General features: G+C 61.5%; 23 protein-coding genes and 4 tRNA genes. 10 read left to right on the forward strand and 17 right to left on the reverse strand.

The genetic code is table 11. From position 1 onward, the window contains the following. Positions 1-14: 14 nt before the first annotated feature. From VXM67_RS23370 to VXM67_RS23415, 10 genes are all read right to left on the reverse strand, one after another. Positions 15-2,909 carry a DUF927 domain-containing protein gene (locus VXM67_RS23370; RefSeq protein ID WP_069943421.1) on the reverse strand — a complete coding sequence of 965 codons (2,895 nt, stop codon included), beginning with the start codon at positions 2,907-2,909 and terminating at the stop codon, positions 15-17. Further along, positions 2,906-3,190 (reverse strand): DUF3077 domain-containing protein, encoded by a 285-nt coding sequence (locus VXM67_RS23375; protein WP_069943422.1) that lies wholly within the window; start codon positions 3,188-3,190, stop codon positions 2,906-2,908. Before VXM67_RS23375 ends, VXM67_RS23370 begins: the two co-directional genes overlap by 4 nt. Beyond that, on the reverse strand, positions 3,187-3,471 hold the full coding sequence (locus tag VXM67_RS23380) for a hypothetical protein (RefSeq protein WP_069943423.1): 285 nt from the start codon (positions 3,469-3,471) through the stop codon (positions 3,187-3,189). Before VXM67_RS23380 ends, VXM67_RS23375 begins: the two co-directional genes overlap by 4 nt. Beyond that, a complete protein-coding gene (locus VXM67_RS23385; protein WP_192441623.1) occupies positions 3,468-3,632 on the reverse strand; it encodes a hypothetical protein in 165 nt (54 codons plus the stop codon). The genes VXM67_RS23380 and VXM67_RS23385 overlap by 4 nt, the downstream gene beginning before the upstream one ends. Before the next feature lie 379 nt (positions 3,633-4,011). Then, complete coding sequence (locus VXM67_RS23390) at positions 4,012-4,344, reverse strand: hypothetical protein (RefSeq protein WP_367237405.1); 333 nt, start codon at positions 4,342-4,344, stop codon at positions 4,012-4,014. After that, entirely contained in the window at positions 4,341-4,601 is a 261-nt protein-coding gene (locus VXM67_RS23395; RefSeq protein ID WP_069943425.1) for an AlpA family transcriptional regulator, read from the reverse strand. The genes VXM67_RS23390 and VXM67_RS23395 overlap by 4 nt, the downstream gene beginning before the upstream one ends. Before the next feature lie 69 nt (positions 4,602-4,670). Continuing rightward, complete coding sequence (locus tag VXM67_RS23400; RefSeq protein ID WP_141729078.1) at positions 4,671-5,459, reverse strand: hypothetical protein; 789 nt, start codon at positions 5,457-5,459, stop codon at positions 4,671-4,673. Positions 5,460-5,730: 271 nt separating this feature from the next. Beyond that, positions 5,731-7,020 (reverse strand): integrase arm-type DNA-binding domain-containing protein, encoded by a 1,290-nt coding sequence (locus tag VXM67_RS23405; protein WP_270149557.1) that lies wholly within the window; start codon positions 7,018-7,020, stop codon positions 5,731-5,733. A gap of 161 nt (positions 7,021-7,181) precedes the next feature. Further along, positions 7,182-7,257: transfer RNA gene (locus VXM67_RS23410), tRNA-Thr, on the reverse strand. A gap of 71 nt (positions 7,258-7,328) precedes the next feature. Further along, on the reverse strand, positions 7,329-7,739 hold the full coding sequence (locus VXM67_RS23415; protein ID WP_023382437.1) for a pilin: 411 nt from the start codon (positions 7,737-7,739) through the stop codon (positions 7,329-7,331). A gap of 214 nt (positions 7,740-7,953) precedes the next feature. Between VXM67_RS23415 and VXM67_RS23420 the strand changes: the two genes are divergently transcribed. The 4 genes from VXM67_RS23420 to yacG are packed head-to-tail and all read left to right on the forward strand — an operon-like array spanning position 7,954 to position 10,851. Beyond that, positions 7,954-9,162 carry a type II secretion system F family protein gene (locus VXM67_RS23420; protein ID WP_027907763.1) on the forward strand — a complete coding sequence of 403 codons (1,209 nt, stop codon included), beginning with the start codon at positions 7,954-7,956 and terminating at the stop codon, positions 9,160-9,162. Positions 9,163-9,164: 2 nt separating this feature from the next. After that, positions 9,165-10,031: an A24 family peptidase gene (locus VXM67_RS23425; protein ID WP_023382439.1), complete on the forward strand. Its 867-nt coding sequence runs from the start codon at positions 9,165-9,167 to the stop codon at positions 10,029-10,031. Further along, positions 10,031-10,654, forward strand: a complete 624-nt coding sequence (gene coaE, locus VXM67_RS23430; protein ID WP_367237406.1) for a dephospho-CoA kinase — start codon at positions 10,031-10,033, stop codon at positions 10,652-10,654. The genes VXM67_RS23425 and coaE overlap by 1 nt, the downstream gene beginning before the upstream one ends. Then, positions 10,651-10,851, forward strand: a complete 201-nt coding sequence (yacG, locus tag VXM67_RS23435; RefSeq protein ID WP_023382441.1) for a DNA gyrase inhibitor YacG — start codon at positions 10,651-10,653, stop codon at positions 10,849-10,851. Before coaE ends, yacG begins: the two co-directional genes overlap by 4 nt. Before the next feature lie 135 nt (positions 10,852-10,986). Here yacG and VXM67_RS23440 read toward each other — a convergent pair whose 3' ends face one another. Continuing rightward, on the reverse strand, positions 10,987-11,670 hold the full coding sequence (locus VXM67_RS23440) for an energy-coupling factor ABC transporter permease (RefSeq protein WP_023382442.1): 684 nt from the start codon (positions 11,668-11,670) through the stop codon (positions 10,987-10,989). A gap of 105 nt (positions 11,671-11,775) precedes the next feature. Here VXM67_RS23440 and VXM67_RS23445 point away from each other — a divergent pair, with 105 nt between their 5' ends. The 3 genes from VXM67_RS23445 (at position 11,776) to VXM67_RS23455 (ending at position 14,091) form a co-directional block, all read left to right on the forward strand. Further along, on the forward strand, positions 11,776-12,405 hold the full coding sequence (locus VXM67_RS23445; RefSeq protein ID WP_023382443.1) for a DUF1780 domain-containing protein: 630 nt from the start codon (positions 11,776-11,778) through the stop codon (positions 12,403-12,405). Positions 12,406-12,537: 132 nt separating this feature from the next. Beyond that, positions 12,538-12,711, forward strand: a complete 174-nt coding sequence (locus tag VXM67_RS23450) for a DUF3094 family protein (RefSeq protein ID WP_023382444.1) — start codon at positions 12,538-12,540, stop codon at positions 12,709-12,711. Between the two features lie 84 nt (positions 12,712-12,795). Continuing rightward, entirely contained in the window at positions 12,796-14,091 is a 1,296-nt protein-coding gene (locus VXM67_RS23455; RefSeq protein WP_023382445.1) for an NAD(P)/FAD-dependent oxidoreductase, read from the forward strand. A 171-nt stretch (positions 14,092-14,262) separates the two neighbouring features. Here VXM67_RS23455 and VXM67_RS23460 read toward each other — a convergent pair. The 6 genes from VXM67_RS23460 to rluD all read right to left on the reverse strand — a co-directional run bounded on the left by VXM67_RS23460 (position 14,263) and on the right by rluD (position 19,375). Beyond that, positions 14,263-14,338: transfer RNA gene (locus VXM67_RS23460), tRNA-Lys, on the reverse strand. 6 nt (positions 14,339-14,344) lie between these two features. Further along, positions 14,345-14,421: transfer RNA gene (locus VXM67_RS23465), tRNA-Pro, on the reverse strand. Between the two features lie 4 nt (positions 14,422-14,425). Beyond that, positions 14,426-14,501 (reverse strand) — tRNA-Asn (locus VXM67_RS23470). Between the two features lie 349 nt (positions 14,502-14,850). Further along, positions 14,851-17,415 carry an ATP-dependent chaperone ClpB gene (clpB, locus tag VXM67_RS23475; RefSeq protein ID WP_104881231.1) on the reverse strand — a complete coding sequence of 855 codons (2,565 nt, stop codon included), beginning with the start codon at positions 17,413-17,415 and terminating at the stop codon, positions 14,851-14,853. Positions 17,416-17,678: 263 nt separating this feature from the next. After that, a complete protein-coding gene (pgeF, locus tag VXM67_RS23480; RefSeq protein ID WP_041925555.1) occupies positions 17,679-18,416 on the reverse strand; it encodes a peptidoglycan editing factor PgeF in 738 nt (245 codons plus the stop codon). Then, the gene (gene rluD / locus VXM67_RS23485) at positions 18,413-19,375 is read right to left on the reverse strand and encodes a 23S rRNA pseudouridine(1911/1915/1917) synthase RluD (protein ID WP_023382448.1); all 963 of its coding nucleotides are present in this window, start codon (positions 19,373-19,375) and stop codon (positions 18,413-18,415) included. The genes pgeF and rluD overlap by 4 nt, the downstream gene beginning before the upstream one ends. Before the next feature lie 147 nt (positions 19,376-19,522). Here rluD and VXM67_RS23490 point away from each other — a divergent pair, with 147 nt between their 5' ends. From VXM67_RS23490 to VXM67_RS23500, 3 genes are all read left to right on the forward strand, one after another. Next, a complete protein-coding gene (locus tag VXM67_RS23490) occupies positions 19,523-20,542 on the forward strand; it encodes an outer membrane protein assembly factor BamD (protein ID WP_023382449.1) in 1,020 nt (339 codons plus the stop codon). A gap of 94 nt (positions 20,543-20,636) precedes the next feature. Further along, positions 20,637-20,867, forward strand: coding sequence for a PP0621 family protein (locus VXM67_RS23495; RefSeq protein ID WP_023382450.1), 231 nt, complete (start codon positions 20,637-20,639; stop codon positions 20,865-20,867). Positions 20,868-21,048: 181 nt separating this feature from the next. Next, positions 21,049-21,813 (forward strand): FadR/GntR family transcriptional regulator, encoded by a 765-nt coding sequence (locus VXM67_RS23500; protein WP_023382451.1) that lies wholly within the window; start codon positions 21,049-21,051, stop codon positions 21,811-21,813. Positions 21,814-21,859: the final 46 nt, after the last annotated feature.

Here is a 21,859-nt window from a genome sequence, read left to right on the forward strand (position 1 = left end):
TTAGAGGTAGTAGTTCAAGCAGCCTGTGCTTCGTTCTCAGCCAGTTCAGGGATCGTCACGACGACGTAGCAGCGCTGTAGTCCGAGGCCGGGCAGGCGCACAGAGGTGGAGGCCTTGCCATCTTTGCCAGGCTCTAATACCCGACGTCTCAGCAGCTCTTTGTTCACTGCATTGATATTCATGCCTCGGAAGATTTCAGAGCGCCAAGCTTCGGGAAGTACGTAATACGTCGTCGTCGTGTGCGACGTGTCACCCATGCCGTGCTCCATCGACTTGCGAAAGCCGAGCCGGTCAATAGTGCGGGGGCCGTGCTCGTCTACCTTGGCAGCGGTCGACTCCCAGCGTGTAAAGCGGCTCTCCCCAAAACGCTCAATCACCTGGCGCAGGCGGGCGAGAATCGCATCACCTTCCATGTTTCCAGCCCCTCCTCGCTCAGCCAGCCAGGCATTCAGACACACGCGGGCGGAGTCGAGTGCCAAACCGTCCGGCCACCCCGTAACGCCCAAGGCGGTGGCCAGCTCTCCCGCCGCCGCGGCCAAACCGAAGCGGGTTGCGGCACGCTGGGCCTGGCCGCTAGCGCTGGCAGGTAGGGCTTCAGTCGTGAAGCGCTCCACTGTGCTGCGCACCATGGCTGTATAGGCGCGCAACTTGGTCGGGTCGCAGAGGGCCGACAGGAAGGCAAGGGCAGGCGAGCCGTAAAACTTGGCCACCCGCGCCTTAAGCGCATCCGACAAGGCAGCGGCATCGTCGAAGCCATGCAGCTCCTCGAACAGCCCAAGCCCTTTGCTAGCATCGGCTGGGACGGCAAGTAGCCGCACCTCCATCCCTGCTTTCAGGTCCTTGTTTGCTTCGGCCATGTGTTGCGCAAGGGTCTTTTCTCCCGTGGAAAGGAACAGCAACCGCCATTCTTGTACTTGGCGCCCGCTCAACCCGCGATCATTGGCCCGCGCCTTGCCGGTGCCGTTGCCCAACATATAGACCGTTTCCCCGATGATTCTCGGGTCACACATCCCGATCTCATCGAGCACCAGCAACCCGTCCGAGTGCGCTGCCGCGATACTTTCCAGGGCGTTATCAGTAGAGCGCCAGGAGCGCACCAGGCGCGGCCCACCCCAAACTGAGGCCGCGACCTGCAAGTGGGTGGTCTTTCCGCCCGAGCTGTCGCCGTACAGATGGAAACCGCCCGATTCATGCCCGAGCAAGTGCAGCACTGCCCCAGCAAAAGCCACGCACACTACGAATGCCAAGCGGTTATTGCCCACACACAATGCGCCGATGTGCTGTTGCCACTGCTCCAGCGTGCCCGATTGAGTGACGGGCGGGAGCTGGGCGCCGGCCTCGTAGAAATGGAGATATTCAGTACTGGCCCCTATCTGCCGATCCGGCACCAGATAGGCGTCCCCATGCCAGCCCAGGCGAGTTACCAAGCGGGCGCGCTCGGAACCGTCATAGCCTTGCAGGTAGCTCTGTAGGTCGTTGCGCGAATTGCGAGCAGTGCGCACGGGTGCCAGGCGCAGCCCCATATCAACCAGTGGCGCAAGTACTTCCTTGCCAAAGTCGCCCGCCATTGCCCTGGCCGGAATGTTAAGGCGCTTGCTGGCCCCGTCGGGATCATCGAACTCCACCAGCAGGCCCCAACCGTGGCCCTTTTCGTCTCGGGTGCGAGCCAATATCTCTAACCGTGAACAAACCGGTCGTGCTTCGCCATCTTCACCGGCATAGAACACCCCATCCTTTGTGACACGAAAGCCGCTCGGGGCCGGGGCGGTTTTCTTCTCGGATTGGGGCTTGGCCTGGTCAGTGGCTTTGCTCTGCTTGGTGGGGTTGGGCGTGGTGGCGGGTGCGAGGGCAGACAGCTCCCCGGTGCGTTGCAGCTCCGACAAGTGTTGGGCTGTCCAGCCTTTGGATTGGGCATCCGCCGCATCGTCACCCTCGCGCCACTCACCGCCTGGCGCGAAAGTGGGGCGCTCACCGTCCATACCTGGGAGTTGCCTGAATACAGTCAAAGCTACCGTCTGAACCGAGGCAGTTCCAAGCTTCCGAAGGTGATCGGCCAAGGCATCCATGCACTTCAAGCCTGGAGCGTCGTTATCTGGCCACAGCAATACGTCACGCCCGGCTAGCGCCGCGAAATCAGCCTTCTGCCAAGAGTTCGTCCCGTTAGGCCAGCAGGTGGCAACGTACTCGGGCAACAGCTCGGCAGCGGCATCGGCGGCCTTTTCACCCTCGCACACTACGACTGGTGCCGAAGGACGTTTAGCCAGGTCATCGAGGCGCAGGAGCGGGCGTGGCTCCGGTAAGCCCTGCCAGCGCCAGGCCAGCGAGCCGTTAGCGGAGTGTTTACACCAGGTGAGAGGCGCGAAGACTTTGCGCGCCGTGCCGCTCTCATCCGGCCCGAGGTCGAAGCGGTACAGCACCAGAAGTGGCTGACCGTTGGCGTCACGGTAAATCCAAACCTTGGAAGGTTTACCGTGCTGCCGGTGCGCTTGCAGCACCTTCTGCATTGCCTGCTCAGGAATGGGCAACATGGGCACCCACTCGGGCTTTTTGGCCTGGCCAGTGGGTGGTGTGACATTGGTGCTATTCGTTGCCTCGACACCGAGGAAAGCCGCCAGCTTGTTGCAAGCTTCCACATCTGTGCCGCGATCAAGGTAGCGTACCAGGTCGATCAAATCGCCGCCTTTGTCACCGGTGGCGAAGTCGCACCAGGTAGCTTTGGCCAGGTTCACCTTGAGCGATCCTGAATGCTTGTCAGCTCGGGTTGGGTTGGGGGCGGTGTATTCCTTGCCGCCGTCTACACGCTTGCCATTGGGAAGCCAGTGAGCTAACACGCGATCAATCGCCGCCAGGGAGGCCGCTTTGACCTGGGCAAAGGTCGGATGTCGGGAGTTGGGTCTGGTCCTGCTCATGCTTGGCCACCCTCGGCAATCTGAATTCCAGTGGTTACATCATCGACAAGCGCCTTTGCCTGCTCGCCCAGATAATGTGCCGCCCACACCAGTGCATTGTTGTCTTCGCTCACGCCAGCCAGCTGGGTCAGTTTGTTCACGCAGTTCATGAGCACCGATGCCTGCTCCAATGCTTCCTCACCGGAAACACCCGGGCAGACCTTGAAGAGCGGTTGATTCAACGAGTTGTGCTTAGAGAAGGTGGCCCCACCTACGGTATTGACCTGAAAGTGCCCGTTCATTTCCGGCCCCCTTCCGCGACCTGTGTCGAGTCATCGGCATGCACGACCAGGGTACGAATCTGCTCCAGCGTTCCGCGCACATCCCACAGGGCGCCGAGGATCACACTATTCGCCAGGCGTTGCCCGTGCTCACTCTCAAACTGATCCTCTACCAAGCACAGCACTGCTTGGGCTCGCTCAATGGCGCAGGTGAGCGCATCAATCGGGACGCCTACCGGCGCATTTGCTGTGATGCATAGCAAGTCTTCTGGCTGAGAAAAGTGCTGTGTTGGATTGGTCATTGGGCACCCCCGTTTGCTTCCAGGGCGCGAGCACGGGCCATCGCAGCGTTGTAACGCGCCAAGCGGACGGAGAGGGACGAGTCGGCGTGCAGTGCCGCAATGGCACGGGCCTTCAGGGCAGCAATGTGGTTCTGGAGGGCAGACGGATTGAGGGCGTGCATGGGCGGAGCTCCTTGATTTGAGGAGCTGCCACTGATCGTCGCCAAACGATTTAGGGTGGCAGCTGTGCGCAGGTTGGCGAACCGGGAATCAAGGAACCCGGCAGACCCGAAGGTCTCCCACGCACAGCCGCCATAACACGGGAATGCGGGCACAAAAAAAGCGCCTGCATTCGTGATAGGGGCGCTTGTGCGCCTTGATTTCGTCGGGTCGCCAAACCCGGTCGCTGAATTTGCAGCGACCTGCGAAGAGTAACGTGTGAGCCGACGAGGCGCAAGCTGATAGGTGCGGGCAGGTTGCATGGCTCTGGGCCATGGCATAGAGTAGGCGGGCAAAGTGAATATCCTCAGACGCCCTCGGTTGCAGCCGGGGGCGTTCTCGTTAGTGGGCGGCGACCGGGCGGCGCTCAAGCTTGAGCCAGGTGAGATTGCGGCCTTGCCGCGCCTTCTCATACATCTGCCCTAGTGCATCGGGATTGGCGAGCACGTTGGGAACCAACTGCGCCGCATCTCGAATCGTCACGTCGCCAGGCGTCTCGATAGCCAGTAGCCCCCAATCGAGAGTCGGCCAAATCAGCAGCAGAACGTGCGCCCCTTTGGCCAGCGCTTCGTCCCGAAGTTTTTGCAAGCGCGCCAACCGCCCATGTGTTGGAGCCTTTTGACCCAGTTCGGCGATTGCATCGAGCGCTGCGTGAGGGAGGAAAATGGGCGTCATGCGGCCACCTTGTCACGCGCAGCGATACGAGCGTGCGTCCAGGCCTGAACTTCAGATAGAACCCAAGCCACGGGAGCGCCGCGGGCGGTGCTGTCAGTGAGTTTCACAGGCTGAGGGAAGGTGCTTTCAGGTTGACTCATCAGCTTGTAGATCGTTGGGCGTGCAAGCCCCACGAGCTCTACAACTTCTTTCATGCGAATGAGCCTGGCCGGCTGATCGATTGCGGCGCCGGCCAGCGGTGCGGATTGGAGTGTCATGGCTGTATCCCTGTATTGGTTTTACAGGGCGGAGCCTATGCAGGGGCTACCTAGCTGTGAACGTTCACTTTACTTTTTGCTTAGTGAACTGGGAGGGTTATAACCCAGCCAGGGAATGCGCTTTAGGATTGTCCCCATCTGAACTTTCGATAGCGACGCCCCTGTTTCGCGCTCCTGCCAGGCACGTAGCTTGCTGTTCAGATTGTGCATGGCTGTTCCTGCGTTGATGAGTTCCAGCGCTTTCGCTTCGATGGATTGATCACGGCTCTCCAAGCCTTCCCGACGCCGAGCAATCCTACTCAACACCCCGTCGATTTTGGTGTCCGCATGCCTCGACGCTGCGTTGGCCAAGTCGCCTATCTCGCAGCATGCTGCATTTTCATCAGGATCTAGCCAGGCGCTAGCACCAGGCACGTAGTTCTCAATGCAGTTGAGGTGCATCTGATAATACTCAAGTGCCGGTATTTCCTGCCCGGGTGTACTCAGGTGCTCGGCTAAGCCGCATAAGGCATGGACTGCACTTGCCAGTGCGAAAGCGGCAATAAGCTGTATATCTGTTGCCGCTTCGAGGTCGGTGAAGCTGCGAAGCTGGGCCGCTAACTGGCTAGCCCCATAGTGAGAAATCACCTGATAAATCGCGTCATTGTGTCGCAGCGCAGCATTGCTCAGCTCTGCGCCGATTTCTTCCGGGAGCCAGTGGCGGCAGATCTCCATGATATTCAGCACGGCATCAACCTCTGGAGCGTAGCCGCTGAAAATTGGAAGACGCTTCAGATGTTCCCTTATGGTCCTGGATTCAGTCCGGGTTGGGTGGATGGCCAGCCCTTCAATAGACCACGAGTCACGCTGCATCAACATTCCCCCACGCCCCGGAAGTTTGCGCCGAGCCCGCGATTTGCATTGACCTTAGAGAGCATGCGCATAGGCCAGCAGGCGGGCGAGGGGCTATTGGCGTTACACGGGACGGCGAGGTTACACCAGGTGTACGAAAATATTTTGGCCTGTGTTACGTGCCTAATCCCCAATGATTTCAGCGTCTTGGCCTGATCCGTTACACGGGTTACACCTGGTACACCGGCTTTTGATGGGACAAGCATTGTCATGCCCTCCACCATCATCTCAGTCTGCTTCATGGATGGAGGGACCTCCCATGGGCAAAATCATAGGGAGTAATTGCATCCCTGCGATTAGCATCCAGATAGTCGGCCCACCACTGCACCATAAGCCTCCGCTCTTGTAAGTGCTCAGCCTTGTGAATGTAGGCGGCACGTACTGTGTTTCTCTCTTGGTGGCTCATTTGCCGCTCGACCGCGTCTTTACTCCAAAGTCCAGACTCAACCAGTGCAGAACAGGCCATTGTCCGAAAACCATGGCCGCATACCTCTGCTTTGGTGTCATACCCCATTCGTCGCAGCGCTTTGTTCACGGTGTTCTCGCTCATGGGCTTCCAGTGATTGTGATCACCCGCAAACACCAGATCGAAACGACCAGTGAGGTTACGAACTTTCTCCAGCACCTCTACAGCCTGTCGGCTGAGCGGCACCAAGTGTGGCGTGCTCATCTTGGAGCCTCGATGGGAGTTCTTCACCCCCTCAATAGCCACCCTTTCGCCAGGGATTTCCCACATCAGCCTCCCCATGTCTATCTCTCCCCAGCGAGCGAAGCGGAGCTCGCTGGAGCGGATGAACACCAACATGGTTAGCTGCACCGCAAGCTTGGTCAGGCCGCGCCCGCTGTCGGCATCTATCCGCTGGAGAAGCTCAGGTAAGCGCTCGAATGGCAAAGCAGGCCGGTGCGCTGTTTTGCGGGTAGCCGTGGCGCCTTGCAGATCGATCGCAGGGTTGAAATCTAGATGACCATGCTGAACCGCCATACGGAGGATGCCCGTCATGTACTGGCGTAGGCGTGCAGCCGTATCCAAGGTATCCCGCTTTTCCGCCGCTTTCAGCGGAACAAGCAGATCCCGTGTTTTCAGCTCCGCGACCGGACGATCACCGAGAGTGGGCAACAGGTGGGATTCAATGCGTCGCCAAACTGTGGAGGCATGACCAGGTGTCCACTTACGAGCGCAGGCCGCATGCCATTCCTGTGCAAGCAAACGGAAGGTATTCGCCCGGGCATTGACCGCTTCCTGTTTGTCCAAGCGCGCCTGCTCGATGGGGTCTTTCCCAGCAGCAAGGAGTTCAAGCGCCTGAGCGCGTCGCTCCCTGGCCGCTTTCAAGCCGAGCGCCGGATAGTTGCCAAACGTTGCTAAACCATCACGGCCATCAGGTTTGGTGTACTTCATACGCCAAGTCTTGACGCCTGACGGCTTCACCAGCAGGTAGAGGCCTTTGCCATCGAACAGCTTGTAGTCTTTCTCCCGAGGCTTGGCCGCATCACATTTGGGATCGGTGAGAGGCACCACTGTGCGCGCCATAGGGATACGTTTCCTTGTCGAACCGAGATATCCCTAACCATATCCCTAAATCGCATAGATGCCCAGAGACAAAACGAGACAGACAGAAACAACAAAGCCCGCGCTAGGCGGGCTTTGCGGGGTGTTTCGTAGACAGTCATAGACTTCTGGAAACTGGTCTCTGGTGCCGGAGACAGGAATCGAACCTGCGACCTTCGCGTTACGAGTGCGCTGCTCTACCGACTGAGCTACACCGGCGTGTAGCGCAACGTACCACTGCTCGCACCCGTTACGCAAACTCCTGTTTCCCCTGACTTATTGCCCTGCCCTCAAGGCGCCTTGCACCCCTTCGGCGCGAGGTCTTCTTCGATGTTGGTCGCACAGCTCCAACCTGTGGCCGAGCGGGTCAGGGTGACGGTCTTGCCCAGCACGTTGGCCGGTGCATCCGCCAGGGTGCATTCGAGCGTGGCGCTGCCGTCGGCGGCCTTGCCGGTGGCGGTGATGGCGCAATGGGAGGTGGCGGGCTGGCCGCCGAGGGCGGCGACGTCGGATACGTCCTTGCCTTCGTTCAAGCGCAGGTCCATCGCGGTCTTGAGCGCTGAAATCTCCAGCAAGCCTGCCGCCGCCTTGGTGCGGGACTGGTGGTTGGTGTACATCGGGATGGCGATGGTCGCCAGGATGCCAATGATCGCCACGACGATCATCAGTTCGATCAGGGTGATACCTCGTTGCCCTTTCATGAACATCTTCCTTTTCGATACGCGTACTCGTTGAGGTCACTCTCGACCCCGGCTGACAGCGGCGCAGTAGGCCTGATCAGACACCTTTTGTCACCCCTGCCCGTCTGGGCGTCATGTTCGCTGAACTACTCTAGTGAGCATCAGGCAAGCGCGCCCGACAATGGACTCGGCAAGCTGTTTCCAAGCTTGTCGCACAGGCACCCAAGGACTGTTCATGAGCTCATCGACACACCTCTACAGCTGGCATGGCACCGATACCGATGGCACGCCGGTCAGTGGCGAAACCCGCGGGCGCAGCCCTGCCTATGTGCGGGCGGGGCTGCTGCGCCAGGGTGTTCGGGACGTGCGGGTGCAGCGGGCGGGTTCGCGGGGTTGGCAATGGCCGAAGGCTCGGGAAAAAACCGATGCGCCGGGCTTCAGCCGGCAATTGGCGACGTTACTCAAGGCGGGCGTGCCGCTGCTGCAGGCGTTCGAGGTGATGGGGCGCAGCGGCTGTGGTGCGGGGCAAGCGGCATTGCTGGGGCGATTGAAACAGGATGTGGCGGCGGGCTTGGGGCTGGCCGATGCGCTACAGCGCCACCCGGGCTGGTTCGATGCGTTGTACTGCAACCTGGTAAGGGTGGGTGAGCAGTCCGGCACGCTCGACCGGCAACTGGAACAGTTGGCGGGCATGCTGGAACAGCGCCAGGCGCTGCGCAAGCGGGTGCGCAAGGCCATGCTGTACCCGGTGCTGTTGTTGCTGACGGGGTTGGGCGTTTCGGCACTGCTGTTGCTGGAGGTGATTCCGCGCTTTCAGAACTTGTTTGCGGGGTTCAACAGCGAGTTGCCAGCTTTCACTCAGTGGGTCATCGACTTATCCACAGCGCTGGGGCGTTATGCGCCGGGGTTGCTGATTGGCGCGCTGGTTCTGATGGCCGGCGTGCTCCGGCTCTATCGGCAGCATGCGTCGGCGCGGTTGTGGATAACGCGCTACGCGCTGCGCTTGCCGGTGTTCGGCACATTGCTGGGGCAAGCGGCCTTGGCGCGTTTCGCCCGCAGCCTGGGCACCGCCTACGCGGCGGGCGTTGCGCTGCTGGATGCGTTGGTAACGGTGGCGAGGGTGAGCGGCGACCCTGTGCACGAGCAGGCCATCCTGCGCTTGCGTCAGGGCATGGCCAATGGGCAGGGGCTGAATCAGGCGATGGCCAGTGAGCCGCTGTTTGCGCCGTTGCTGGTGCAGCTTGTGGCCATCGGCGAATCCAGTGGCACGCTGGACGTGATGCTAGAGAAGGCCGCCAGCCATTACGAAGAACAGGTCAGCCAGACACTGGACCAGTTGACCAGCCTGCTGGAGCCGGCCATCGTGCTGGTCCTGGGCGTGCTGGTTGGCGGCCTGGTGGTAGCCATGTACCTGCCGATTTTCCAGTTGGGTAGTTTGATCTGAACATGACTTTATGGACTTTCCTGGCTGCGCAGCCGGCTTACCTGATGACCTTGGCCGCCCTCCTGGGGTTGCTGGTCGGCAGCTTTCTGAACGTGTTGGTGCACCGCCTGCCGATCATGCTCGAACGCCAATGGCAGCGCGAAGCACAGCAGGTGCTGGGGCTGCCGACCTCGGTGCATGAACGCTTCGACCTGTGCCTGCCGGCCTCCCGCTGCCCGGGCTGCGGGCACCCGATTCGTGCCTGGGAAAACATCCCGGTGCTGAGTTACCTGGCCCTGCGTGGGCGCTGCTCGGCGTGCAAGTGCCGCATCAGCCCGCGTTATCCACTGGTGGAGCTGGCGTGCGCGGCCGTTTCGCTGGTAGTCGCGTGGCATGGCGGCAGTGCCGCGCAGCTGCTGTTGCTACTGTTGCTCACCTGGTGCCTGCTGGCCTTGAGCCTGATCGATATCGAACACCAGTTGCTGCCCGACGTGCTGGTGCTGCCAATGCTGTGGCTAGGCTTGATCGCCAATGCCTTCCACACCTTCGTCCCCCTGAGCCATGCGCTGTGGGGCGCGATTGCGGGTTACCTCTGCCTGTGGAGCGTGTACTGGGTGTTCAAGCTGCTGACCGGCAAGGAGGGCATGGGCTATGGGGACTTCAAGCTGCTGGCGTTGATCGGCGCCTGGGGCGGGTGGCAGGTGCTGCCGCTGACCTTGCTGTTGTCATCGGTGCTGGGGGTGCTGGTTGGCCTGTGCCTGCTGCGTGTGCGTCGGCAATCGCTGAGTACGACGTTGCCGTTTGGGCCTTATCTGGCCATTGCAGGGTGGATTGCGTTGCTCTGGGGTGATGAAATATACGCCTCTTACATGCAACTACTGGGACTCTGATGACCACTGCGGCCTTCACCCCCTGGATTCTGGGCCTGACTGGCGGTATTGGCAGCGGCAAAAGCGCGGCTGCCGAACGTTTCGTCGAACTGGGCGTGCACCTGGTCGACGCCGACCAGGCTGCGCGCTGGGTGGTCGAACCCGGGCGCCCTGCCCTGGCCAGCATCGTCGAGCGTTTCGGCCCTGGCGTGCTGCAGGAAGATGGCCAGCTCGATCGCGCCGCCCTGCGCCAGCTGATCTTCGCCGACCCGACGCAGCGCAAATGGCTGGAGCAACTGCTGCACCCGCTGATCGGGCAGGAGATCTTCAGCTACCTGGCCAAGGCCAAGTCGCCTTATGCGGTGTATGTTTCGCCGCTGTTGATCGAGTCTGGTCAGCACCAGAAAACCCAACGCGTGCTGGTGATCGATGCTCCGCAAGCGCTGCAGATGGAGCGCACGTTGAAGCGGGACAACACCAGCAGCGAGCAGGTGCAGGCGATTCTCAAGGCCCAGTTGGCCCGTGAGGAGCGCCTGCGCCATGCCGACGATGTGGTGGTCAATGATCGCGACCTGAGCGCGCTGCATGCGCAGATCGACCGCCTGCACCACTTTTACCTGACTTTACGAGGAGGCCAGCCATGAGCCAGCCATTGACCGTCGATTGCCCGACCTGTGGCGCACCTGTGGAATGGAACGAGCACAGCCCGTTCCGGCCGTTTTGTTCGGACCGCTGCAAATTGATCGACCTGGGCGCCTGGGCGGCGGAAGAACACAAGATTCCTGGGGCGGATGAGTCGGAGGATGAGCTGTATTCGGGGGATCTGGAGTCTCGGCATTGATCCGATAGCACGGTGCTCGTAAGGGCCCTTTCGCGGGTAAACCCGCTCCTACAGAGATCTCATGGTTTTCAAGATCGGTGCAGTACCTGTGGGAGCGGGTTTACCCGCGAAGAGGCCGGAACAGCCAACACACAATCACCGCTCATCCTCCTTCCACGGCGCCTGCAAATACCGCGTGCGGTTGAACGTCTCCAGCCACTCCGGGCAGAACACCACCAGCGCGCTGATCACCGTGCCGTTGATGAACGCCTCCGGGAACATCATCAACCACAGGTAGCCCACGAAGTCGCTGAGCCATTCCGGCATGGCGAATCGCCCATCCAGCCACAGCAACCCCAACCCCGCCACCAAACAGGCCAACACTGTCAGCGCTGCCGGGAAGAACCCGGAACAGAAGATGTAGACGAACAGGTTACGCGGCTGCGCCCGCTCGACCAGGATCGCGCACACTTCGGTAATCAGCACCGGCAAGCCAATCAGCAGCAGCCCGTTGACCCCCAAGGCCGCCATGTCTTGGCGGCCAAGCGCCAGCAACCCGAGCTGGGCGAGAAAGCCGCCAAGCATCGCCAACGGCCAGTCCAGCAGCAAGGTCACGGCAGTCATGCCGATGAAGTGGTAAGACACGCCGGTGTCGAAGTCGCGCCTGACCAACCACAGCGCGAACAGGCAAAAGACCGTGCCGAACAGCAGGTGCTGACGGCGGCTGTCGGTGAACAATTCCACCCAGCGCGTGCGCGTCGCCGCCCAGATCAACAGCGGTACGTATGCCAGCCAACCCACGGTCATGCTGGTGGAAGACAGGACCTGTGCGCTGATCAACTCAAGCTCGCTCCCGTTTCAGATACCCCGAGTCTACACCTTGATGACGTTTCCCACGGGCAAACAAGCTCTTACCGTTCACAATTGCCGACTAAGCTAGTTCACATGGATGACTCAGACTACCTGCGCCTGCTTACCATCCAGGCCGAACAAGCCAATGCATTCCTGTCCAATGCCCGCAAATGGGAGCGCGAGCGTTGGGTCTGCCAGCGTCTGCTGCAAGGCCTGAACATTCCCTACCGCAGCGAGGACTTTTCCCCCGCCGGCCAGGAACCGCCCGACGTACTGTTCCGCGATGCGGCGTTCGAGGTGTTTTTCGTGCTCGATGAGGGGCGCCGGCTGAATGACGAATGGCGCGAAGAGCTGCAACGCCGGCGCAGCGCCTTTTCGCTGGCGCAGTTGGTGCGGCGTGAAGCGCGGCCAAGGCGGATCAGTGCCGCCGAACTGCTTGGGCGCCTGGCCCCGACCTTGCGCAAGAAGGCGCATAACTACCGCGAACGCGGGCTGGACCTGAGCGAGCTGGACATCATCGCCTTCTCCAGCCTCAAGCGTGAGGTGCTCGACCTCAACACGCACTTCCCGCCGCCCACCGAATACCTGCGCCAGGGCTGGCGCTCGCTGTCACTGGTCGGGCCGACCTTCGCCCGGGTGTTGTTCGCTCACCCCGATGCGCCGGACTTCCTGCGCGGCAACCTGGGGCGCAGTATCGTGTTCGATGTCGGAATCAGTCTTTGATCCAGTGCCGAGAGTCTTTGCAATGGCGTAAACTCGGCGCCAGGGATAGAAAGCATTATCATTTGTTTCAAGCGCTTGCGTGAACGCTGTGGCGTTCGCGCAGTCACAAACGTCTATCTGACGAGGCCCACCATGACCAGCCGACTGAATCCGGAAGATCAGCGTCGTGTCGATGAGTACCTGCGAGCCCCCCAGCACCAAGTCGAGCGCAAGCCTTTCAGGCCGTGGCTGCTCCTTGTCCTGGTGGTGGCCGTGACCATCGCCCTGGGCCTCATTAGCCGCCTGTTGAGTGGACTGGTGCTATGAGCTGCCTCGCGCTCGCCCTCCTCTCGCGCAGTTTGCGGCCGGCCCCCAGGGCCAGGAATTCCGTAAACCTTATGAGATATCCCCATGACTCATCGCATCGTGATTGTCGGCGGCGGCGCCGGCGGCCTGGAACTGGCGACCCGCCTGGGTAAAAGCCTGGGCAAGCGCAAGCGGGCCGAGATCACCCTGGTCGACGCTAACCTCACGCACATCTGGAAACCGCTGCTGCACGAAGTGGCCGCAGGCTCGCTGAACTCTTCGGAAGACGAACTGAACTACGTGGCCCAGGCCAAGTGGAACCACTTCAACTTCCAGCTGGGACGCATGAGCGGCCTGGACCGTGAGGGCAAGCAGATCCAGCTCGCCGCCACCCTCGATGAAGAGGGCCGCGAGTTGCTGCCGGCGCGCACGCTGGGCTACGACACGCTGGTGATTGCCGTCGGCAGTAACACCAACGACTTCGGCACCCTGGGCGCGGCGCAGCACTGCCTGTTCCTGGACACCCGCAAGCAGGCCGAGCGCTTCCACCAGCAGTTGCTCAACCACTACCTGCGTGCCCACGCCGGCGATGTGGCAAGCGAGAAAATCAGCGTGGCCATCGTCGGCGCCGGTGCCACCGGTGTGGAACTGGCCGCCGAGCTGCACCATGCCGCCCATGAACTGGCGGCCTATGGCCTGGACCGCATCCAGCCCAAGGACATGCACATCACCCTGATCGAAGCGGGCCCACGGGTGCTGCCGGCACTGCCGGAGCGCATCAGCGTGCCGGTGCACAAGACCCTGGAAAAACTCGGGGTGAAGGTGATGACCAACGCGGCGGTCAGCGAAGTGACGGCCGAGGGCCTGAAGACCAAGGATGGCGAAATGATCCAGGCCAGCCTGAAGGTGTGGGCGGCGGGCATTCGTGCGCCGGGCTTCCTCAAGGACATCGACGGCCTGGAAACCAACCGTATCAACCAGCTGGTGGTGCGCCCTACCCTGCAGACCACCCGTGACGACGACATCTTCGCCTTCGGTGACTGCGCCGCCTGCCCGCAACCTGGCAGCGACCGCAACGTGCCGCCACGGGCCCAGGCGGCACACCAACAAGCCTCGACACTGGCCAAGAGCCTGAAGGCGCGCCTGGAGAACAAGCCGCTGCACACCTATGCCTACAAGGATTACGGCTCGCTGGTATCGCTGTCGCGCTTCTCGGCGGTGGGCAACCTGATGGGTAACCTGATGGGCAGCGTGAAGCTGGAAGGCTGGCTGGCGCGGATGTTCTATGTGTCGCTGTACCGGATGCACCAGATGGCGTTGTATGGGGTCTTCCGCACGGCGATGCTGATGCTGGGCAGCAAGATTGGTCGCGGTACCGAGCCGCGCCTGAAGCTGCACTGACAGCGCGCTGAAACACCCTGTGGGAGCGGGCTTGCCCTCTCCCACTTTTTTTGCCCGCCAATCACCCGCCCCCGCAGGAGCCGGCTTGCCGGCGATAAAGCCAGCAAAACCCCAAAACCTAAATTCGAGACAAAAGAAAAAGGGCATCTCATTAGAGATGCCCTTTTTACATGGTGGGTCGTGTAGGATTCGAACCTACGACCAATTGGTTAAAAGCCAACTGCTCTACCAACTGAGCTAACGACCCGGAAAATGGTCGGGGTGAGGGGATTCGAACTCCTGACATCCTGCTCCCAAAGCAGGCGCGCTACCGGACTGCGCTACACCCCGAGATTGGCTCCGCGACCTGGACTCGAACCAGGGACCCAATGATTAACAGTCATTTGCTCTACCGACTGAGCTATCGCGGAACTGAACTTCGGTACAACTTCGAAGGCTGTGTTAGCTTCGAACCCTTTAGCTTCTTCGCTTTCGCGTTGTCGCTGCTGAGGCCGGCTATTCTACATTCTTCGTTTTGCTTGTCAACCACTTTTTTTCATTCAACTTACTGATTTGTAAGTTGTTTTGCGATCCCCGGTGTTGCTGGTGATTCGCTTAGTGCCTGACAACGCGGCGTATATTAGGGGCACTCGATTTTAGATGCAAGCAAAAATTTCAAAATTTTCAGCAAGTTATCTGGGAGTGCCGAAAAGCCTGGGTTTTCGGGGGGCCGGCTAAAAAAAAGCCCCGCGAATGCGGGGCTCGTGGCACAGCGGTGAATCAGGCGAAGACGATCTCGTCGCCCTCGACCGTGGCGGTAATCGCCGTGCCTGGCATGAACGTGCCTGCCAGGATCAGCTGCGCCAGCGGGTTTTCGATCCAGCGCTGGATCGCCCGCTTCAGCGGCCGTGCGCCATACACCGGGTCGTAACCCACGGCGATCAGCTTGTCCAACGCCTCCGGGCTCAGGCTCAGCGTCAGCTCGCGTTCGAGCAGGCGGCTGCGCAGGCGGCCCAGCTGGATCTCGGTGATGCCAGCGATCTGGTCGCGGCCCAGGGGCTCGAACACCACCACTTCGTCGATCCGGTTGATGAACTCCGGACGGAAGTGCGACCCCACCGCATCCATAACCGCCGCACGCTGGGCTTCGCGATCGCCCACCAGTTCCTGGATCTGCGCCGAGCCCAGGTTGGAGGTCATCACGATCACCGTGTTGCGGAAGTCCACGGTACGGCCATGGCTGTCGGTCAGGCGGCCGTCCTCCAGCACTTGCAGCAGCACGTTGAACACATCCGGGTGTGCCTTCTCCACTTCGTCGAGCAACACCACCGAATAGGGCTTGCGGCGTACGGCTTCGGTCAGGTAACCGCCCTCTTCATAACCGACGTAGCCTGGCGGGGCACCGATCAGGCGAGCCACGGAGTGTTTCTCCATGAATTCGGACATGTCGATGCGCACCATGGCCTCTTCGGTGTCGAACAGGAACTCGGCCAGCGCCTTGCACAGCTCGGTCTTACCCACACCGGTCGGGCCGAGGAACAGGAACGAACCACTTGGCCGGTTGGGGTCGGACAGCCCTGCACGGGAACGGCGCACGGCGTTGGCAACGGCGGTGACCGCTTCGTGCTGGCCAATCACACGCTGGTGCAGCAGCGCTTCCATCTTCAAGAGCTTCTCGCGTTCACCTTCGAGCATCTTGGAAACGGGGATGCCGGTCCACTTGGACACCACTTCGGCAATTTCTTCCTCGGTGACTTTGTTACGCAGCAGCTGGTTATCCGACTTGCCGTGCTGGTCGACCATCTGCAGGCTGCGCTCCAGGTCTGGAATCACTCCGTACTGCAGCTCGGCCATGCGGCTCAGGTCGCCTTTGCGACGGGCGGACTCCAGCTCCTGGCGGGCTTGCTCGATCTTTTGCTGGATCTGCGCCGAGCCCTGTACTTCAGCCTTTTCGGAAGCCCAGATTTCTTCAAGGTCGGAGTACTCACGCTCCAGACGCTCGATTTCTTCGGTCAGCTTCTCAAGGCGCTTCTTCGCGGCCTCGTCTTCTTCTTTCTTCAGCGCCTGGGATTCGACTTTGAGCTGGATCAGGCGGCGGTCGAGGCGGTCGAGCACTTCGGGCTTGGAGTCGATCTCCATACGGATGCGGCTGGCCGCTTCGTCGATCAGGTCGATGGCCTTGTCGGGCAACTGACGGTCGGTGATGTAGCGGTGGCTGAGCTTGGCCGCGGCGATGATGGCGCCGTCGGTGATCGCCACCTTGTGGTGCACTTCATAGCGCTCTTTCAGGCCACGCAGGATCGCGATGGTGTCCTCTTCGCTCGGCTCTTCGACCAGCACTTTCTGGAAGCGCCGCTCAAGGGCTGCGTCCTTCTCGATGAACTGGCGGTATTCATTGAGCGTGGTAGCGCCAACGCAGTGCAGCTCGCCACGGGCCAGGGCCGGCTTGAGCATGTTGCCTGCGTCCATGGCGCCCTCGCCTTTACCGGCGCCGACCATGGTGTGCAGTTCGTCGATGAACAGGATGATCTGGCCTTCCTGCTTGGACAGCTCGTTGAGCAGCGCCTTGAGGCGCTCTTCGAACTCGCCCCGGTATTTGGCGCCGGCAATCAGGGCACCCATGTCCAGGGCCAGCAGGCGCTTGCCTTTGAGGCCATCGGGCACTTCGCCGTTGATGATGCGCTGGGCCAGGCCCTCGGCGATGGCGGTTTTACCCACGCCAGGCTCACCGATCAGCACAGGGTTGTTCTTGGTACGACGCTGCAGCACCTGCACGGTGCGGCGGATTTCGTCGTCACGGCCGATCACAGGGTCCAGCTTGCCTTCCTCGGCGCGCTTGGTGAGGTCGACGGTGTACTTGTCCAACGCCTGGCGCGATTCTTCGGCATTGGCGTCATTGACCGCCGCGCCGCCGCGCAGGTTGTTGATGGCATTTTCCAGGGCTTTCTTGGTCACGCCCTGGCCGAGCAGCAACTTGCCGAGCTTGCTGTTCTCGTCCATGGCGGCCAGCAGTACCAACTCGCTGGAGATGAACTGGTCACCTTTCTGCTGGGCCAGGCGGTCGGCCTGGTTGAGCAGGCGCGCCAGGTCCTGGGACATGTTCACGTCGCCCGTAGGGTTCTGGATCTTCGGCAGCTGGTCGAGCTCTTTGACCAAGGCCTGGCGCAGGCTGTTGACGTCGAAGCCGACTTGCATCAGCAGCGGCTTGATCGAACCACCTTGCTGCTCGAGCAGCGCTTGCATCAGGTGCACGGGCTCGATAGCCGGATGGTCCATGCCAACGGCCAGGGATTGGGAATCGGATAAAGCCAGCTGCAGCTTGCTGGTCAAACGGTCTATTCGCATGGGGTACCTTCCTTTAAAGGGCAGGTCGGAGCGATGGACAGCGCCTGTTGATGAAGAAACCTGCCTGAGATGACCTTATAGATAAGGTTGATTCTGGAAGATTCAAGCGTAGCGGGCTTGACGTGGATCAGCTTTGAGAGTGCAAGAGGGAGTCGCTTCGCGCCCCATCGCAGGCTGTCGCCAGCTCCCACGAGTGACCGCGCAAAATCAGAGGCAGGCGCTGGCGCTAGCCTGCGATGAGCCGCGAAGCGGCCCCGCCCATCTCAAACCTGCAACCAGACCAACGAAGCGAACCGCCCACCCTGCGGGGTCCGGCGATAGGAGAAGAACCGCGGGTCACTCACCGTGCAGAGGCCACCGCCATAAACGGCAGTGACCCCACGTGCCGCCAGGCGAATACGCGCCAGCGCATAAATGTCCGCCATCAGCTTGCCGGGGCGCTCGCCGTCGACGAAGGCCGTGGCCGCTTGCGGGTGCACAGCGGTGAATGCATCGCGCACTTCCGGGCCCACTTCGAATGCCGTTGGTCCGATGGCCGGCCCCAACCACACCAATACCTCTTCAGCGGGCAGCGCCAGGCGGTCCAGGGTAGCCTCCAGCACGCCCCCGGCCAGCCCGCGCCAGCCGGCATGGGCTGCCGCCACACGGGTACCGGCGCGGTCGCAGAACAGCACCGGCAGGCAATCGGCAGTCATCACGGTGCAGGCGATGCCGGGCTGGTCGGTCCAGCTGGCGTCGGCTTCGGCAACGATAGAGGGGTCTGCATCGGCCACCACCAGCCCGTGCACCTGTTTCAACCAGGCAGGCTCGATGGCGAATTCATCGCTCAGGCGGCGGCGGTTCTCGGCGACCGCTGCAGGGTCGTCGCCCACATGGTCGCCAAGGTTGAAGGATTCGTAGGGCGGCAGACTCACGCCGCCCTGGCGGGTGGTGACGCAGGCGCGAACCGAGGCTGGGGCTGGCCAGTCGGGAATCAACAGCGACTGCATCAATTCACTCATCCGATGAAACTCTCGCGGTCCTGGTTGAGCAGCGATAGCAGCCAGACGAAATCATCCGGCAGCGGCGATGCCCATTCCATGCGTTCACCGGTGGTGGGGTGATCCAGTGCCAGGAAACGCGCATGCAGGGCCTGGCGCGGGAAGTTCTTGACCGCGTCGACCATGGTCGGGCTGGCCGCAGGCGGAATGCGGAAGCGACCGCCGTAGGTCTGGTCGCCGACCAGCGGGAAGCCAACGTGGGCCATGTGCACGCGGATCTGGTGGGTACGGCCGGTCTCCAGCTTCACCCGTACGTGGGTGTGCGAGCGGAAGCGCTTGAGCACGCGGTAGTGGCTGACCGCCGGCTTGCCGCCGTCGGTGACGGCCATGCGCTGACGCATGCCGCCATGGCGGCCGATCGGGGCGTCGATCTTGCCGCCCGCGGTCACCACGCCCACCACGATGCACTCGTAGATACGGCTGACGCTGCGTTTTTGCAGTTGGTCGACCAGGTTGGTCTGCGCCTGCAGGGTCTTGGCCACCACCATCAGACCGGTGGTGTCCTTGTCCAGGCGGTGGACGATGCCTGCGCGCGGCACATTGATGATGTCCGGCACGTGGTGCAGCAGGGCATTGAGCAGGGTGCCATCGGCATGGCCTGCCGCAGGGTGGACCACCAGCCCGGCAGGCTTGTTGATCACCAGGATCTGGTCGTCTTCATAGACGATGTCCAGCTCGATGTCCTGAGCCACCCACTCGCCCTGGGCCTCTTGCTCGGCATCCAGGGCCAGCAGCGAGCCGCCGTGCACGGTGTCGCGGGGGCGCAGGACCGCGCCGTCGACCGTCAGGCGGCCCTCTTTGATCCACGAAGTCAGCCGCGAGCGCGAGTACTCGGCGAACAATTGGGCTGCGACCTGGTCGAGGCGTTGGCCGCCCAGTTCGGACGGTACCTCTGCGCTAAGTTGAATGATCTCGGACATGCTCGATTCGGCGGGCGCACAGCCTTTGGTTTCGGCTGCGAGCTTGTGGTTAAATACGGCTTCTTTTGTCCCGGGGTTGGCCGGGGCGCTCATCATAACAGGACGGCACCGCCCAAGACAGCGGCCGTCAAAGGGACGCAAGCCGCCATGCAAGTGAAACACCTGCTGCTGATCGCCATCCTCGGGCTCACCGCGGCCTGTTCCTCTAACAAAGAAGTGATCGACGAGAACCTCAGCGAGGCCGAGCTGTACCAGCAGGCCCAGACTGACCTGGACAACCACAGCTACAACAGCGCCGTGAGCAAGCTCAAGGCCCTGGAGTCGCGGTACCCGTTCGGCCGCTACGCCGACCAGGCGCAGCTCGAACTGATCTACGCCAACTACAAGAACTCCGAGCCTGAAGCTGCCAAGTCGGCTGCCGAGCGCTTCATCCGTCTGCACCCGCAGCACCCGAACGTCGACTATGCCTACTACCTCAAGGGCCTGACTTCGTTCGACCAGGACCGTGGCCTGCTGGCGCGATTCCTGCCGCTGGACATGACCAAGCGCGACCCAGGTGCCGCGCGCGACTCGTACAACGAGTTCGCCCAGCTGACCAGCCGCTTCCCGAACAGCCGTTACTCGCCGGACGCCAAGCAGCGCATGATCTACCTGCGCAACCTGCTGGCCTCCTATGAAATCCACGTGGCCGACTACTACCTGAGCCGCCAGGCTTATGTCGCCGCGGCCAACCGTGGCCGTTACGTGGTGGAAAACTTCCAGGAAACCCCGTCGGTCGGTGACGGCCTGGCGATCATGGTCGAGTCCTACCAGAAGATGCACCTGGACGACCTGGCCGCCACCAGCCTGGAAACCCTCAAGCTCAACTACCCCGACCACCCAAGCCTGGTCGATGGTCAGTTCCAGCCCAAGCAGGACGAGGCTGATGGCCGTTCGTGGCTGTCCAAGGCCACCCTGGGCCTGATCGAGACCGAAACGCCGCTGCCACCGGGTGAAACCCGCGCCAACCAGGACGTGGTCAAGCAGTTCCAGGACGCTCGCTCGGAAATGCCGGAAGAGCTGCTGCCCAAGGACGAAGACGGCAATCCGATCCTGCCGGAAGGTCCGAAGGAAGCCGAGAAAGACCGTTCGTGGTTCAGCTACATGACCTTCGGTCTGTTCGACTGATACACGGCACTACAAGAAAGGGAGGCTCAGGGCCTCCCTTTTTCGTGGGGGCCGCCCTAGACTGGTGGCTTCCTCTCTGAACAAGCTGGACACCATGGTTCGCCTACTCTTCTGGATCGCCCTGATCGCCGCCGCGTTCTGGCTGTGGCGCAAGTTCAAGATCAGCCAACAGTCGCATCCCGAGCCCAAGCTCGACGACCCGCTGAAGATGGTGCGCTGCGCCCATTGCGGGGTGCACCTGCCCAACGACCGGGCACTGCGCCAGGGTAACGAGTGGTATTGCAGCCAGGCGCACTTGCAGCAAGGCCCTGGCCGCCAAAACTGAACACACAGCCCTGTAGGAGCGGGTCACCCGCTCTTACAGGTTGCGCGGTAATTTTCTTGCGCTCTTATCCCTCCCCGACGCTTTCGCACCGTTTACGACCCCTCCCCAGCCTTCGGCATTGACCCCTATGGGCAAAACTCGCTAAATCCTATTTATCCGCATAAATATGAAAAATAGCGAAATGCTCAAACCCAAACGCAAGCGCCAGAAGCTGTCGGATGTGATCGTCGAATCGGTCAAGCGCTCTATCGTCACCGAAGCGCTGCACCCTGGCGATCGGCTGCCCACCGAGCGTGAGCTGATGGAGCATTTCGAATGCTCCAAAGGCACCGCCCGCGAAGCGCTCAAGGCCCTTGAAGTGGAAGGCCTGGTCAGCACCCGCACCGGCCCGAGCGGTGGCGCCTACCTCAATGAGGTCGGCACCGAGCCGGCCAGCCGCGCACTGCGCAACTACTTGCACTTCCAGCACCTGGACGGCGAGCAGGTGTACCAATTGCGCAAAGTCATCGAGGTCGAGCTGGCGGTGTCGGTCATGGGCAAGCTGAGTGACGCTGACTATGCGGCCCTGCAAGCCAACATAGACTTCTGCAGCGCGCCGGAAGACAGCGAAGAAGGGCAGCGCGAACAACGGCTGGCGGAGCTGGAGTTCCACACGCTGCTGGCCGACCGTTGCCCCAACCCGCTGCTGCGTTTCATGGCAGTGTTCCTCAACGACCTGCTACGCGACCTGGTGGTGCTGAAAAAGGCCTACCTGCCCAAGCGCCAGCAGTTCGCTGCCGCCAACATCGCGTACCACAAGCAGCTGCTGACAGCCTTGCGCGCCAGCGACGAACCCGCTGTACGCCGGTTGATGCACGAACACATGTGCGACGCCGAGCACCACATGACCGCGCTCGAAGGCGAGGTTGCCCGCAACTTCCTGCTGGAGTTCGAACACCACCACTGATGCGCCTGGAAAGAGGCCTGCACACAGGCCCGGCCGTACCCGCTTT

Origin of the sequence: Pseudomonas sp. Rh2 (assembly GCF_040762985.1) — a bacterium.
Lineage (GTDB): Bacteria > Pseudomonadota > Gammaproteobacteria > Pseudomonadales > Pseudomonadaceae > Aquipseudomonas > Aquipseudomonas taiwanensis.